Annotated in this window: 16 protein-coding genes; 8 read left to right on the top strand and 8 right to left on the bottom strand. The window is 40.9% G+C overall.

From position 1 onward, the window contains the following. Window positions 1-10 precede the first annotated feature (10 nt). From ybaK to RRV45_RS21185, 3 genes are all read left to right on the top strand, one after another. Entirely contained in the window at window positions 11-490 is a 480-nt protein-coding gene (gene ybaK, locus RRV45_RS21195; protein ID WP_315669120.1) for a Cys-tRNA(Pro) deacylase, read from the top strand. A 266-nt stretch (window positions 491-756) separates the two neighbouring features. Further along, entirely contained in the window at window positions 757-1,854 is a 1,098-nt protein-coding gene (locus RRV45_RS21190) for a PRK06851 family protein (RefSeq protein WP_315666623.1), read from the top strand. 174 nt (window positions 1,855-2,028) lie between these two features. After that, the gene (locus tag RRV45_RS21185) at window positions 2,029-2,487 is read left to right on the top strand and encodes a hypothetical protein (protein ID WP_315666622.1); all 459 of its coding nucleotides are present in this window, start codon (window positions 2,029-2,031) and stop codon (window positions 2,485-2,487) included. Between the two features lie 106 nt (window positions 2,488-2,593). Here the strand turns inward: RRV45_RS21185 and RRV45_RS21180 are convergent, their stop codons facing one another. After that, a complete protein-coding gene (locus RRV45_RS21180) occupies window positions 2,594-3,952 on the bottom strand; it encodes a YjiH family protein (RefSeq protein ID WP_410489316.1) in 1,359 nt (452 codons plus the stop codon). Window positions 3,953-4,142: 190 nt separating this feature from the next. Next, the gene (locus RRV45_RS21175) at window positions 4,143-5,462 is read right to left on the bottom strand and encodes a short-chain fatty acid transporter (RefSeq protein WP_315666621.1); all 1,320 of its coding nucleotides are present in this window, start codon (window positions 5,460-5,462) and stop codon (window positions 4,143-4,145) included. A gap of 314 nt (window positions 5,463-5,776) precedes the next feature. On the opposite strand from RRV45_RS21175, the gene RRV45_RS21170 reads away from it, so the two are divergent. Next, window positions 5,777-6,433, top strand: coding sequence for a DNA alkylation repair protein (locus RRV45_RS21170; protein ID WP_315666620.1), 657 nt, complete (start codon window positions 5,777-5,779; stop codon window positions 6,431-6,433). A gap of 363 nt (window positions 6,434-6,796) precedes the next feature. Beyond that, window positions 6,797-7,870 (top strand): PQQ-dependent sugar dehydrogenase, encoded by a 1,074-nt coding sequence (locus RRV45_RS21165; RefSeq protein ID WP_315666619.1) that lies wholly within the window; start codon window positions 6,797-6,799, stop codon window positions 7,868-7,870. A 30-nt stretch (window positions 7,871-7,900) separates the two neighbouring features. Here the strand turns inward: RRV45_RS21165 and RRV45_RS21160 are convergent, their stop codons facing one another. Then, a complete protein-coding gene (locus RRV45_RS21160) occupies window positions 7,901-8,173 on the bottom strand; it encodes a hypothetical protein (protein ID WP_315666618.1) in 273 nt (90 codons plus the stop codon). Between the two features lie 237 nt (window positions 8,174-8,410). Here RRV45_RS21160 and RRV45_RS21155 point away from each other — a divergent pair, with 237 nt between their 5' ends. Continuing rightward, window positions 8,411-8,767, top strand: coding sequence for a general stress protein (locus tag RRV45_RS21155; protein WP_315666617.1), 357 nt, complete (start codon window positions 8,411-8,413; stop codon window positions 8,765-8,767). Between the two features lie 208 nt (window positions 8,768-8,975). Here the strand turns inward: RRV45_RS21155 and RRV45_RS21150 are convergent, their stop codons facing one another. Genes RRV45_RS21150 through RRV45_RS21140 form a run of 3 tightly spaced genes read right to left on the bottom strand, consistent with a single transcriptional unit; the run spans window position 8,976 to window position 11,434 of the window. Next, window positions 8,976-9,623 (bottom strand): TetR/AcrR family transcriptional regulator, encoded by a 648-nt coding sequence (locus tag RRV45_RS21150; RefSeq protein WP_315669118.1) that lies wholly within the window; start codon window positions 9,621-9,623, stop codon window positions 8,976-8,978. A gap of 60 nt (window positions 9,624-9,683) precedes the next feature. Beyond that, window positions 9,684-10,712 (bottom strand): ABC transporter permease, encoded by a 1,029-nt coding sequence (locus RRV45_RS21145; RefSeq protein WP_315666616.1) that lies wholly within the window; start codon window positions 10,710-10,712, stop codon window positions 9,684-9,686. Then, window positions 10,709-11,434 (bottom strand): ABC transporter ATP-binding protein, encoded by a 726-nt coding sequence (locus RRV45_RS21140; RefSeq protein WP_315666615.1) that lies wholly within the window; start codon window positions 11,432-11,434, stop codon window positions 10,709-10,711. The genes RRV45_RS21145 and RRV45_RS21140 overlap by 4 nt, the downstream gene beginning before the upstream one ends. Window positions 11,435-11,677: 243 nt before the next feature. Here RRV45_RS21140 and RRV45_RS21135 point away from each other — a divergent pair, with 243 nt between their 5' ends. After that, window positions 11,678-12,388 (top strand): Crp/Fnr family transcriptional regulator, encoded by a 711-nt coding sequence (locus RRV45_RS21135; protein WP_315666614.1) that lies wholly within the window; start codon window positions 11,678-11,680, stop codon window positions 12,386-12,388. A 64-nt stretch (window positions 12,389-12,452) separates the two neighbouring features. After that, window positions 12,453-12,902 (top strand): SRPBCC family protein, encoded by a 450-nt coding sequence (locus RRV45_RS21130; protein WP_315666613.1) that lies wholly within the window; start codon window positions 12,453-12,455, stop codon window positions 12,900-12,902. A gap of 206 nt (window positions 12,903-13,108) precedes the next feature. Here RRV45_RS21130 and RRV45_RS21125 read toward each other — a convergent pair whose 3' ends face one another. Together RRV45_RS21125 and bshB2 are read right to left on the bottom strand one after the other, a co-directional pair. Next, window positions 13,109-13,465, bottom strand: a complete 357-nt coding sequence (locus RRV45_RS21125; RefSeq protein WP_315666612.1) for a rhodanese-like domain-containing protein — start codon at window positions 13,463-13,465, stop codon at window positions 13,109-13,111. A gap of 18 nt (window positions 13,466-13,483) precedes the next feature. Continuing rightward, complete coding sequence (gene bshB2 / locus RRV45_RS21120) at window positions 13,484-14,149, bottom strand: bacillithiol biosynthesis deacetylase BshB2 (RefSeq protein WP_315666611.1); 666 nt, start codon at window positions 14,147-14,149, stop codon at window positions 13,484-13,486. Window positions 14,150-14,185: the final 36 nt, after the last annotated feature.

Below are 14,185 nucleotides of genomic sequence, written 5' to 3'. Positions count from 1 at the left end.
GAGCACGATGATGGCACAAGGGAAAACGAATGCCATGCGCATTCTCGATTCGAAAAAAGTAAAATACGATTTAATCACCTATGATAATCAAGATGGAAAAATTGACGGTGTCGCAGTAGCGCAGAAAATTAATAGAAAGCCGAGAGAAGTTTATAAAACACTGGTCGCACATGGGACCAGCAAACAAACTTATGTGTTTATTATTCCGGTCGAGGCAGAGCTAGATTTAAAGAAAGCTGCCAAAGCAGCAGGAGAAAAGAAAATCGAAATGATTGCCGTCAAGGATATTCAAGCACTGACAGGCTATATCCGCGGCGGCTGTTCACCTGTTGGCATGAAAAAGCAATATCCAAGCTTTATTGATATTCAAGCATCCGGGTTAGAGAGAATTATTGTGAGCGGAGGCAAAATTGGTGCTCAGATAGAAATTGGGATTGAGGATTTGATCAAGGTCATTCAAGCAAAGCTAGTGGATATTGGTAAGGAATGAAATCTTATAATGATTTAATAATTTTTCCCACAGACATGTTGCTGTGGTGTTTTTTTATCGAGGGAGAGAAAAAACCTAACATAGAGCTGTTCAATGTAAGTGTTTAGAGGCTAAGAACCCCCAAGCTCCGTTAGAGAAATCCCCTTTGAACTTCTAACTTATGGGAAATTGCTCTACTCTCTATAGGCATTCACCCATCACCCCCCAATTGCATATGGTAAAGGTGAAAACAATTCAGGCTAATGAACGGGAAAGGACGTGTAATTGTGGCTGGAAAAATTTTAAATTACTATGGCGGCGGAAATACAGCACGTGGTTTTTACAGCTTGTTTGAGTCTAACCTGCAAGGACTTGAACGATTATTCATCTTAAAAGGCGGTCCTGGAACGGGAAAGTCCTCTCTTATGAAAGCCGTTGGGTCGGAATGGGCAGAGAAGGGATATGATCTGGAGTATATCCACTGCTCATCGGACAATAACTCGATTGATGGTGTCATTATTCCCGCTCTGAAGGTGGGAATTGTTGATGGAACAGCTCCTCATGTCATTGAACCGAATACACCGGGTGCCGTGGAGGAATATGTCAATCTAGGTGAGGCCTGGGATTCAAAGGCTTTGGCAGAGCGAAAAGAGGAAATTACACAAATCAATGAGCGAGTAAGCCGTTCCTTTGAAATGGCGTATAGTAAATTGGCAGAAGCACTGAAAATTCATGATAAATGGGAAAACATTTATATAGAAAATATGGATTTTGCAAAAGCGGATCAGCTTACAAATAAGCTGTTAAAGGAATTCTTTGGAAACATGCAATTAAATAAGGCTTCCAATGTTAAGCATCGCTTCCTTGGAGCAGCCACTCCCATTGGGGCAGTTGATTTTGTCCAAAATCTGACAGAGGGCCTTCCTAAACGCTATTTCGTAAAGGGGCGCGCGGGTACTGGAAAGTCTACTATGCTAAGGAAACTGGCTGCTGAGGGTGAAAAAAGAGGGTTCGATCTTGAAATTTACCATTGCGGATTTGACCCGCACAGTCTTGATATGTTGATATTTCGCGAGCTAGGTCTGGCGATTTTCGACAGCACGAGTCCACATGAATACTTTCCAGATCGGTCAGGAGATGAAATCATCGATACGTATGAAATCATTGTCACACCGGGAACGGATGAAATTTTTGCTGAACAAATTAAAGAAATTAGCGGACAATATAAGGCAAAAATGAAAGAGGCCATTTCCTATTTAGCTCAGGCAAAAGCACAGCGTGAGGAATTAGAAAAAATATATATTAGTGCCATGGACTTTAAAATAGTTGACCGGCTGCGTAATGATATCAGGGCTGAAATTCTACAAATGTCTAAAGGAAAATAAAAGTTGTGAGGTTAATAGTTTTTTTGATTTATTCCTTCTTTTCATTTAATCCCCTAAATGCTAAGATTGTTGCTTTATTAAGGCTCACTTACAAATGAACTAAAGAGTCAAACACCAAAGTAGGCGTTTTGCATACATTAAAAGGAATGTAAAATGAGAGGAGATACAAAATTTATGGATTACAGATACTATCCCTATTCATTTCCTTACAATGTAGAGCCATATGCTATTGATGACAGAATATTTCCGGGCGGGGGATTTGGACCTCCGGGATACCCGCCAGGAGGTTTCCCACCAGGCCAGCAACCAGGATTTCCACCAGGCCAACAGCCGGGATTTCCACCAGGTCAACAGCCAGGATTCCCGCCAGGCCAGCAAGGTGGCCCTCCATCATCCCCGCCGCCATCCTTCACACCGCAAATGCAGCAATTTACTACATTTGCAGTGGATCCAGGAGGAATAAGAGGATGTTTATTCCGTTATACTTATATTTGGCTTGAAAATGGCCGGAGCTTCTGGTTCTATCCAGTCTTTGTCGGACGGAATTCCGTTGCCGGCTGGCGCTGGAGACGCAACCGCTGGGTATACTACGGAACAGACCTGCGCAGCATCCGCTCCTTCCAGTGCTTCTAAAGTCCGGTGCCAGGCACCATCTGTGGATAGTATAATTGAATTTGTACGCCTGGAAAGGACATTTGAAGGGCAAAAAAGACGGACCTCCACAGGTCCGTCTTTTCAATTAGAAAATAATATGAGCAGCCAGAACAATCACTGGCAAGGTAATAAGTGTTCTTTCTAAGAAAATAATGAACAGATCCTTAAGTGAAACTGGAATCTTAGAACCGAGCAGCAATCCTCCGACCTCGGACATATAAATCAGCTGAGTCACAGAGACGCTTGCAATGATAAAGCGGGTCATATCGCTTTCAATGGACGCTCCAATGACTGAAGGAAGAAACATATCGGCAAATCCGACAACCAATGTTTCTGAAGCCGCCCTTGCCTCAGGAACCTGCATAAGTTCAAGCAATGGAATGAAAGGCAATCCTAGAATTTTAAAAACAGGAGTGTATTCTGCCAATACGAGTGCCAGCGTTCCAAGTGCCATGACAATCGGCGCAACACCCATCCACATATCAAGAATATTCTTTAATCCCTGTTCAAAGAAGCTTCTTACACTTTGATTCGTTCGGGCTTTATCTACTGCCTGGAGGAGTCCCCAGCTAAATGACGTATAGCCGTTAGGGACCGTTTCATCAAGCTCCTTCACCTGCTCCCTGTAAAACGTTTCCGGCTTTCTGGAAAGAGGCGGGATTCTCGGGCAGATAATCGCAGCTATTAGCCCAGATAGTGTCACAGTTGCATAAAAAGGAACAAACATATGAGCTAAATTTACCTGTGAAATGACAACTAAACTAAATGTAATGGATACGACAGAAAAGGTTGTCCCAATAATCGCGGCTTCCTTCTTCGTATAATACCCTTCTTCATACTGCTTACTCGTTAACAAAACGCCAATCGTCCCGTCTCCAAGCCATGAAGCTGCACAATCGATGGAAGACCTCCCGGGAAGCTTAAAAATGGGACGCATAATTTTCGTAAACATTGTTCCAAAGAACTCAAGCAGTCCAAAGTTTAATAGCAAAGGGAGAAATAACCCAGCAAACAAAAAGACTGAAAAAAGAATAGGAAGCAAGTCATTTAATAATAATCCCCCTGTATTTTCAGACCAAATAAATTCCGGCCCGATTTTAAACAAGGTCATAACTGCGAAAATTCCGCCTAATATTCTAGCAATAGCCCATACTTTCGGGACGTTTAATAAATTGTTTAGAAAGGGACTTTTAACAATGAATAATGGCTGAAATATCTTAGCTGCCAATGTCCCGATTAACGTAAACACGATAATAAATACCATAATGGCCGGAAGGTATGGACCAAGAACCCCTTGAATCCACCCGGATAAAATGGCAATTGGAATTGTAATATCGCCCTCAAATTTAATCGGTACCATGAATAAGCTTATACCAATAAGTGATGGGATCAAGAACTTTATATAATCTGCAGGAGCTGTTTTTCTTCTAGCTGTACCGTTCAAAACTATCACCTTTTATTAAATATTTATTAACAGAAGCTTATTTTAATGCAAAACCGTAAATACAACAATAACTTACCCCAAAGTCTTAATTATCAAACTAAATAAAACAATCATGTGCGGCTACCAGCAACCCAGAATTTAGTTTTACACAGAAAAAAAGAGGATGATCGCTCATCCTCCTTAAAATCTATTAGAAAAATGTCAGTCCAATTGAAATAATAACTCCCGTAACAACAAGTGTAAGCACACAATAGCCCATAATATCCTTTGCACGCAGCCCGGCAATTGCCAGAGCAGGAAGGGCCCAGAACGGCTGGATTAAGTTCGTCCACGCGTCTCCCCATGCGACAGCCATGGCTGTCTTCGGAATGGAGGCATTCAGTACTTGAGCCGCTTCAAGCATGATCGGTCCTTGAACAGCCCATTGTCCTCCCCCGGATGGAACGAAGACGTTCACAATTCCCGCACTAATAAAAGCGAAGAATGGGAACGTAAAATCATTGGAAATCGATACAAAGGCATTTGAAATGACAGCAGCTAATCCGGAAGCTGTCATCATGCCCATAATTCCCGCATAGAAAGGGAATTGAACAATAATTCCGCTTGCTCCTTTTACAGCATTCAGCACGGCATCAAGGAAATGCTTTGGTGTTCCGTGGAATAGAATGCCTAAGAACAGGAATAAGAAATTGACGATATCTAGATTCAATTTAAATCCATTTGTGGCGAAATAATAGAATAAGAAAACTAGTCCGAAAATCCCGATGAGTAAAGAAACGACCCGGCTGTTCTCAAGCCTTTCAGCAGGGGTCATAGCCCCTTTTTCCAACGAAGCTGCCTGAACATCGTCCTGCAATACAGCGGGATCTACTGTGATGGTTTCTTCCTTTGATGGCATCATCAAACGATTGACAAATGGCAGAATCAGAAACATTATGGCAATGATCATCAAATTAAATCCTGCAAATATAGTTTGATCAGTTGAAATAACCCCAATTAAATCCTCAGTAAAATGTCCATTTGTCGCAATCGTTAATGGAACAGAGCCAGAAATCCCCCCATGCCAAACGATAAACCCTGAGTAAGCGCTTGCAATTAATAGCCGGTAATCTACGCCTTTAACCTTTTTCGCTAATTCCTTTGCAAATAAAGCCCCAATTACGAGGCCAAAGCCCCAGTTAATTAAGCTAGCAATGATAGAAACAATAGTTACAATAATAATAGCCTGCCCTGGTGATTTAGCAGTTCCTGCTAGTGCTCCAAGCCCCTTTTTAAAAATTCGGCTGCTAGCTAGAACATGTCCTGTCACTAAGACAAGAACCATCTGCATGGAAAACGTAAGCAATCCCCAAAACCCTGAACCCCAGTGCTGAACCATCTGATATGGTCCACTGTCTGTGAAAATGAGCCCCAATCCAAAAACGACAAAGGTAAGAATAATGACAAATAAAAATGGATCAGGCAAGTACCGCTGCATAAGCCGGTTAAAAAAAGATACTAATGATTTCATCCAAAAAACCCCTTTCTTGTAAAAGTAATTCCTTCAACTTAGTATACATTCTACAAAATTCGCTATATTCCTTTAATTCTGAATAAATGAGGCGGAATACTAGTTTTCCCGAATAGAATGCGGATGTAGAGGCTGCCATCTTAGACGGCAGGCCCTTTCATTTAGTATTTATATTCAAACTGCTGTTTTGCCAACTCTCGGTAGAAGGGACCGTTACGTAAGATGCAAGCAAAACTTTTGAAATAGCGGTTGTGCTGTTTTCTTTCTGAATGAATAAGCTAAAATAATAGTAAAAAGAATTTGAGGTACATAATATGATCGAATTATTAGTTGAACTTTTTGAACAGAACCGGGATCTCGAGAAAGCCGGACCAATGGAAGCCTACATGAAAAACCATTTCTCCTTTCTCGGGATTAAGTCGCCTGATCGGAAGGGATTAGTCCGGCAATTTTTTCAAGAAAGCGGGCTGCTAAAGCAAGAATTTCAACCGGAATTTGTCTTAGCTTTATGGGAAAAGGAAGAAAGAGAATACCAATATGCCGCCATGGATTATATAGAGAGGAGTTTGAAAAAGCTAGACAAGCAGCATCTCTCATTGATGGAGCAATTAATTACGACAAAGTCTTGGTGGGATACAGTTGATTTGCTCGCATCAAAAGCTGTAGGGACAATAGCTGAAAAGTACCCAGAGGTTATTGCTGAAACCATTGAAGGCTGGGCGTTTGGGGATCACCTCTGGCTCCGCAGAACCGCCATCCTTTTTCAGTTGAAATATAAGGGCCAAACAGATAAGGATCTCTTATACCGCTGCATCGAGCAAAATAAAGACAGCAAAGAGTTCTTTATACAAAAAGCGATTGGCTGGGCTTTAAGGGAATACTCCAAAACTAATCCGGAATCGGTTAAAGGATTTATCGAATCGACTTCGCTGGCAAGCTTAAGTGTTAGGGAAGGAAGTAAATATATTTAGGAAATGAACCATTGGCTGAGATTATGAAGCGTTCATGGTGATCGTTTTCGTTGGAATCATGTGGAAACGCACTCCATGAGTGGTTCATGGTGATCGTTATTGATGATATTATGTGGAAACGCGCTCCATACACTAAAAACATAAATACCGTTGAATAAATGTAATACTTTCCTAATAAACATGACCTAATCCTATTATTGGCTGATAAATGATCTCAAATTGGTTGATAAATTTTATGAACTATTAATCTTAGTATGTTTTCCCTGTTTTTCATATGGAAATTAAATAGAATATGTTTAAGAATCCAATCAAATGGCGAAAACACTAATATTTGAATGATGGGAATTTTGGAAAGGGAGGGATATGGTGAAACGTTTACTAACGATGATATGTCTTGCAAGTATGGTCATGATTGGGTGTTCAAATGAAGGAAAGCGGGATGCTGAGGATCAGGAAGCAAGCATTCCAGTATCTGCTCCGCAAGTTATAGCCGATGAGCTGCAAATTCCATGGTCGATTTCTTCAGTTGGCGACAGCTTTTATCTATCTGAAAGACCTGGGGCAGTTGTGAAAGTGGAAGAGGGAAGAACAGAGCGGCAAAAGGTTGAATTTGAAAAACCGCTTGCTACGGCTGCAGAGGCTGGGTTTTTAGGATTTGTACTCTCACCTGATTTTTTACAAACCAATGAGGCATTTGCCTATTATACCTACGCGGATCAGGCTGGCCAATTTAACCGGATTGTCGTGCTCCAGCTTGAGAATAATGTTTGGCGTGAAAAGAGGCTGCTCCTGGATAAAATACCGAGTGGACAATTTCATCATGGCGGCAGGCTAAAAATTGGGCCGGATGGCAAACTGTATGCAACAACTGGGGATGCTGCTACTAATCCGGAAATCGCTCAGGATCTCGCTTCTTTAGGCGGAAAAATCTTAAGAATGAATTTGGACGGATCTATCCCTAATGATAACCCACTTCCGAATTCATACCTGTATAGCTATGGACATCGTAATCCTCAAGGGCTTGCTTGGACTGCAGATGGTGCCCTTTATGAAAGTGAGCATGGCCCTTCAGCCAATGATGAAATTAATGTCATACAGGCTGGAAAAAATTATGGATGGCCGCTCATCAAAGGGACAGAGAAAAGAGCAGGCATGGAGTCGCCATTGTTTACTTCTGGGGCCAACCATACGTGGGCACCCTCAGGTATGGCTTATGCCAGCGGAAAGCTTTATGTTGCGGCATTAAGAGGGAATGCTGTAATGGAATTTAATCTGCAAACGGGGGAGCAGCGAGAAATCATTTCAGGACTCGGGCGAATACGTGATGTTTTCATCAAGGATAATACTCTCTATTTTATTAGCAATAATACGGATGGTCGCGGAAATCCGCTTGATAGGGATGATAAATTATATCGAATCCCGTTGGCATCTCAATAAAAAAAGGTTGGGCCCCGAGGCCCAACCTTTTTATTGCATTTTTTGATTATAATATTTAACCGAATACAAGGCTCCCTCATCAACCATTTTATTGTCCTCAATATCTTGTGGGTGTGGGTTTCCCGCCTTTTCAATCGGGAGAATTTTACTTTTATCTAATGGAGATGGCTTGATTTTTCGTTTCCAGTCTCTTAATACATTTCCGGCTTTTAATCTATTAGATTTAGAAGATAACCATACTGCAGCAGCTGATACACCTGCCCCTGCCGCCACTACGGATGTCATACGTAAGGCTTGTCTCATTGTAACTCCTCCTCTAAAAGTTTTGGTTTGAGCCTTCTTCATTTCACCTCCTGCTATTTTTCATATGTATACCCTTCATCTTTTCTTTCAAAACATGTTATCTAGTAATCTCTCTTTTCAATCCTGTTACAAAAATATTAAATGGAAAAATAAGAGTTTTAGATTTAATAGACGGTGGTACATATTAAGCAAGGTTGCAGTGAGCAACCGAAATAAATTACTAATGGAGGGAATTCAATGAATACAAAATTAATTGTCAGAGAATGTGATAATGTGGTCCAGGTCTTAAATGAGGTTAAAGCATTTGAATTCAGTGGAGTCCAGCCAGATGATATGTATGTGTTGGCGCATGAAAAAAGTCGGACGGATGAGTTAGCAGGGCAATTGGGCATTAATACAATTGGTATAAAGGAAGAAGGCCTTGGTACAGCTGTTAAGAATTTATTTGAAGGCAGAGGAGATGTCCTCCGTCATAAAATACAAGAGATGGGGCTTTCCAAAGAAGAAGCGGATGTGTACGAAATGAAACTGGATCGTGGAAAGATCCTGTTGTTTGTTCAGGAGGACGAGCGTACAATTGGCAGTACTTTTTAATAGAGGCCGAGCACTAGCTTTACATTTTCATATAGCAGATATTTGTTAAATTAAGTTAAAAGTGAAAAGAGAATTGTCCCTTCTGATAATCATAACAGAGAGGACAATTCTCTTTTTTAGATAAACTAAAATGTCCACCACACATGGACAATTACCTGCGTTTTTCCATGAACGGTGCCTGGCACCAAGTTTTAAGAGATGTCAGATGCTAATTAGGGGCTAGACCTCGCATAAGAAATTTAATGGTAAGTTCAATTTCTTCCTCATCGTTCCAAGTAGCATCAGGGAACAGAATATACCGTCCGATAAGATAACCCATGATGGTTGTAACCGTTAAGCGGATGACCTGCTGTGGAGGAATATCGATAATCTGCCCTTTTTCTTGATAATGCTCCGTTACTTTCACATAGCGTTCAAATACCTTTTTGGCAATATGTTCGAAAAATTGCTCTTTAAGCTCAGGGTGAAACGGGATTTCCTGAATCAAAATTTTCAAGAGAGGCATATTTTTTTTCGCAAAGGCCACGCGGTTTTCAATCATGGCTCTTAGAAAGTCTTCAAAATTCTCGTATTTCGTATCAAGCACTTTATATAAATCCTTAATGACAAAAGGGGCAAGCAGCTTAGCCATTGTAGGAGCAACAATACCTAATAGCAAATCTTTTTTTGTCTTATAATGCCGGAAAATCGTCCCTTCCGCTACACCTGCTTTCTTCGCAATTTCACTTGTTGATGTAGCAGCATAGCCCTTTTCAGAAAAGGAGTCAATCGCGGCGAGAATAATCTTTTTCTGTTTATCTGTTAACTCTTTTTCATCATCGAAAAGTTGGGTAATCAATGAATCTTGCTCAAATATGGTGAACAGCTCCTTTTTTCGACATCTTCTTTATCTATTATAAATAAATGCATCTCGCTTTTATAGCTTTCTGTATTTTCTTAGTGCAGCAACATTAAGCATCATAAATAGCAGGGAAAATCCCGCTAATATAAGCAAGTCCTGATAAATCATATCCCAGCCAAACCCTCTGATCATCACATTTCGCAACGCCTCATTCGCATAATAAAGAGGGGTCAAAGGACCAATCCAGCTGAGCCACTTTGAAATGGTGTCAGGGTTAAATAAACCGGAAAAGAACAGCTGCGGAACAATCACAAGCGGGATAAATTGAATCATTTGCAACTCATTATTGGCAAAGGATGATAATAAAGTTCCTAACGTTAAGGCCGTAAGAGAAACGAGTAATGTAATAAGAAGAACATAGCCGAAGGCGCCTTCCATTATCATACCTAGCACATAGATGGAATACCAAGCAATGATCGTTGCTTGAATCACCGTAAATATTCCAAAGCCGAAAACATAGCCAGCAACGATTTCCCATTTCCTAAGAGGACTTGATAAGAGCCTTTCCAGCGTTCCTGTCGTCCTTTCCCGTAAAAAGGAGACGCCAGCAATTAGGAATACAAAGAAGAAGACGAAATAACCTAGGAGAATCGGACCGTAATAATCAAACTGACCCATTTCGCTCGAACCATATAAATAATTAATTTCTGCCGCCTCTTGTTGCCCGCCTTGTTGTAAAGGCTTTAGTGCATCCTGTAACCATTTCATAACAGAGCCGTTCGCACCTGGATCACTTCCTTCAAGGAATACAGCAGGCTGCTGATTTTCAAACATGATATACCCATCTAATGCTTTATTTGCTAAATCCTTCTTAGCCTCTTGAATAGAGTCATATCTTGTAACCTCAGCATGATCTAAATCTAGCACATCTGCTATTTGCTCAGGCACATCTACTAAACCAATTTTCGGTTCATAATCATCGCCATTAAAGACTAAATAGAGCATAGACAGGACTAGAATGGGCGCAAAAATTAAGAGGGCCATTGTCCGCTTATCCCGGACAATTTGGCGCAGAATTCGAATAACTAGAGCGGAAATCCTCATCCTTCAGCACCTCCATACACAAGGAAAGCTTCCTCAATATTATGGGAATTTGTTTTTTCCTTCAATTCGTCTGGCGTGCCAACTGCTATGAGCCTTCCATTTCGAATCATGCCAAGCCGGTCACATTTCTCTGCCTCATCCATTACATGGGTCGTCAAAATAATGGTTGTGCCGTCATCCTTAAGCTTATAAAAAGCTTCCCAAATGCTCTTTCTTAAAACAGGATCGATGCCGACTGTCGGTTCGTCAAGAATCAGCAACTTCGGTTGATGTAAAAGCGAGATAGCCAGCGAAAGGCGCCGTTTCATTCCGCCAGAGTACGCCGAAACAAGCTTGTTGACATGTTCAGATAAGGAGACCGTCTCCATTACTTCATGAATCCGAAGCTTTCGTTTTTCCCCTTTTAAACCGTAAAGGGCAGAGAAGAATTCAAGATTTTCTTTAGCAGAAAGCTCTCCATATAAAGCATCTGACTGGGCCATATACCCGATCTTTTCAATAAGATTGAGTTTAGGCATTTTCTCTTGAAAAATGAAGTTTTCTCCCTTAGTTGGGAGATCAAGTCCGACTAGCTGTTTAACTAATGTCGTTTTTCCAGCGCCAGAAGGGCCAAGAAGGCCAAAAATTTCTCCGGGTGCAATCTCAAGGCTGATGTTTTTCAGTACGTCATGTTTGCCAAAAGCTTTAGACACATTTCGAATTGAAACAATATTATCTTCCACTATTGTCACCTCTTTTTTAAAGTGAGTAATCACTCACTAATAGTTTATGTGAAATTTTGCAAGTTGTAAAGTGAGTAATCACTCATTTTGTAATATGTATTATTTAATAAGGCTTTATGAACAAATTAAGGTGTTTAGTCCAATTACTCTGAAGTTGGTAAAAGTGTGCGATTGCTCACACTTTATGGCATACCCCTCCGATACAATGATAGTAAGTGTAAATGAAATCGGGGGTGTATCAGTATGAAAGCACATCAATCAGACATCGAACATTTTTTAGAAAAAATTGAGATATTTAAGGATCTCCCAAAACAATCTTATCAGCTGCTTCATAAAAGAATTAGTAAGAAACCCTTTAAAAAAGGAGAAAAAGTTATTTCAGAATATGATAAGGCAGAAGGAATATTCTTTGTTCATTCAGGCATTGTCAAATTGACGAAGCAGGACGATCAAGGGAATGAGATGATCACTTGTATTAAGAAGAAGGGGGAGCTCTTCGCTGAGGCATGCTTATTTAATGAGGAGGGAACTTGCTATCCAGCAACCGCGACCATGATTCAGGACGGAGAAGTGTATTTTTTGAAAACGGAAGACTTGGAGCAAGAGTTTCTAGTTTCCCCAGAGTTGGCGGTTCAGATGATTCGCTATATGAGTGTGCAGCTACGTGATTTTACTTCGATTCTGCGGGATATTGCTTTACTTGATGTTTATATGAAAACGATCCGGGCATTAGAACGTTTGGCTGAAAAGTTTGGTGCCAATCATTGTAACCGAATGCATATCGAGCTTCCGATTACCGTACAAGAATTTTCTACTCTAGTTGGAACAACGAGAGAAAGCGTCAGCCGGGTTTTTTCAAAGCTCAAAAAGGATGGACTTCTTGAAGTTAGCGGGAAGAACATTATTATTACAGATTGGTGCCGCTTTTGCTCCCTATTTCACAATAAACTCTAATAGTTTATTTTAATAGAGTTATGTATAATAAAGGTATTTAAAAGGGTGCAGAGGTGCTTTAGCTATGGCAGATTTCCGTTCTAGTGTAATTATTCATAAACCAATTTCAGAAGTCTTTCATTACATGGCCAGTATGGAGAATGTTCCCGAACTCATGCCCAATGTCGTGAAAATGGAAAAGCTCACAGAAGGGCCGATTGGCAAAGGAACAAGATTCAAGGAAAGCCGATCCGTTCGAGGAAATACCGTTAATGCAGACATTGAGATGATTCAATATATACAGGATCAAGCATTCACAACTAGGAGCAACTCTAACGGGTTGATCACCGAGTATGCTTACGCTTTCCATGAGATTGAGGAAGGAACCCAGGTGGAGATGGATGCCTTTGTGAAAACGAGCGGCCTTAGGATGAAATTAACGAAACGCTTAATTGTCAAAATGATAAAAAGAGAAGACGGATTTCAGCTTGAGTATTTAAAAGAAATGCTTGAGGGAAAAAAGGAAGATTCGTGAAAAAGGCAGCTTTCCCAACTGTTTCGGGTAAGCTGCTTTTGTTTAAAGAATGAAAGTATAAGTTTTCTCGAATTAGAGAACTGTCTAGCTGCGAGTGCCATCGGCTCGAGGTCATAAGCCAATCCATCAAGAAGGTTAAAGAACAACCTTCCTGCTGGCTTGTCTTATGCTTGTCGCCGATAAGCAGGCACTCTCCGCATTTCGAATTATTTCCATTCATTCATGCCTTTTTCGAGGTTATAGATGTGCTTAAAGCCGTTATCAACTAGGATTTCACTTGCTTGTGCAGAGCGGTTTCCGCTGCGGCAAACAATTAAGTAATGGGTATCCTTATCAAGCTCATCTGTACGATCTTTTAGCTCAGGAAGGGGAATTAATGTGGCCCCTGGGATATGCCCTTCGTTATATTCATCCTGGGAACGGACATCAATAACAGTTACTTTTCCCTCGTTAATTAATTCTTTCGCCTTTTCGATGCTGACAGTTTCAAAGGATGCTTTTGAGCTGCAGCCTGCAACTGTTAATAGACTAGCCAAAAGTATAAATAAGAATAACTTCCTCAATTTAGCCACTTCCTTCGTCTAGAACGAATAGGTCCAAAAGCGCTCGTTATGAAATCTGGCTAAATACTCGGGATCCTGGTTCTCTAGGTTTATCGCCATTTGACTTACGACCAGCTGGGTTTGCGATACATGTGCTTTAATGGTGGCGATCTTTTTATGAACAAAGGCGGATACATCATTGACGACATCTGCCTGGCCCAGTTCTTCCTCACAATTATGAGAAAAGGCCACACAATGAACCTTTGGACGTTCTTCAGCAGGCATTTCCCTAACCGCCCGAATGACGGCTGCACCTGTGGCATCATGGTCTGGATGCACAGCATAGCCTGGATAGAATGTGATGATTAAAGAAGGATTTACATCTTTAATAATGGACGCCATATGGGCAGCGACCACTTCCTCATTTTCAAATTCAATTGTTTTATCTCGGTAGCCAAGCATTCTTAAATCAGTAATCCCTAGAATATTCGCAGCATCCTGTAATTCCTTTTTGCGAATATGGGCCAAGGATTCTCTTGTGGCAAAAGGAGGATTTCCCATATTTCGCCCCATTTCACCCAAAGTCAGGCAGGCGTATGTTACAGGCGTCCCACTTTCGATATGGGAGGAAATCGTTCCAGATACACCAAATGCCTCATCATCGGGATGGGGGAATACGACAAGAATATGTCTTTCTTTTTCCATTGTGATGTCTCCTTTCTTATAGTAAAGGCTATGTTA

The organism is Bacillus sp. DTU_2020_1000418_1_SI_GHA_SEK_038 (assembly GCF_032341175.1).
In the GTDB taxonomy this organism is placed as follows: Bacteria; Bacillota; Bacilli; order Bacillales; family Cytobacillaceae; genus Cytobacillus.
The sequence above is the reverse complement of the archived record's forward strand: the minus strand, read 5'-3'. Positions and strand labels throughout refer to the sequence as shown.

Bases quoted from the DNA above. Each gene is read 5' to 3' on its own strand.
- RRV45_RS21175 (WP_315666621.1), bottom strand. From the start codon at position 5,462: ATGAAATCATTAGTATCTTTTTTTAACCGGCTTATGCAGCGGTACTTG.
- RRV45_RS21135 (WP_315666614.1), top strand. From the start codon at position 11,678: ATGAAAGCACATCAATCAGACATCGAACATTTTTTAGAAAAAATTGAG.
- RRV45_RS21155 (WP_315666617.1), top strand. From the start codon at position 8,411: ATGAATACAAAATTAATTGTCAGAGAATGTGATAATGTGGTCCAGGTC.
- bshB2 (WP_315666611.1), bottom strand. From the start codon at position 14,149: ATGGAAAAAGAAAGACATATTCTTGTCGTATTCCCCCATCCCGATGAT.
- RRV45_RS21145 (WP_315666616.1), bottom strand. From the start codon at position 10,712: ATGAGGATTTCCGCTCTAGTTATTCGAATTCTGCGCCAAATTGTCCGG.
- ybaK (WP_315669120.1), top strand. From the start codon at position 11: ATGGCACAAGGGAAAACGAATGCCATGCGCATTCTCGATTCGAAAAAA.
- RRV45_RS21185 (WP_315666622.1), top strand. From the start codon at position 2,029: ATGGATTACAGATACTATCCCTATTCATTTCCTTACAATGTAGAGCCA.
- RRV45_RS21130 (WP_315666613.1), top strand. From the start codon at position 12,453: ATGGCAGATTTCCGTTCTAGTGTAATTATTCATAAACCAATTTCAGAA.
- RRV45_RS21160 (WP_315666618.1), bottom strand. From the start codon at position 8,173: ATGAGACAAGCCTTACGTATGACATCCGTAGTGGCGGCAGGGGCAGGT.
- RRV45_RS21165 (WP_315666619.1), top strand. From the start codon at position 6,797: ATGGTGAAACGTTTACTAACGATGATATGTCTTGCAAGTATGGTCATG.
- RRV45_RS21170 (WP_315666620.1), top strand. From the start codon at position 5,777: ATGATCGAATTATTAGTTGAACTTTTTGAACAGAACCGGGATCTCGAG.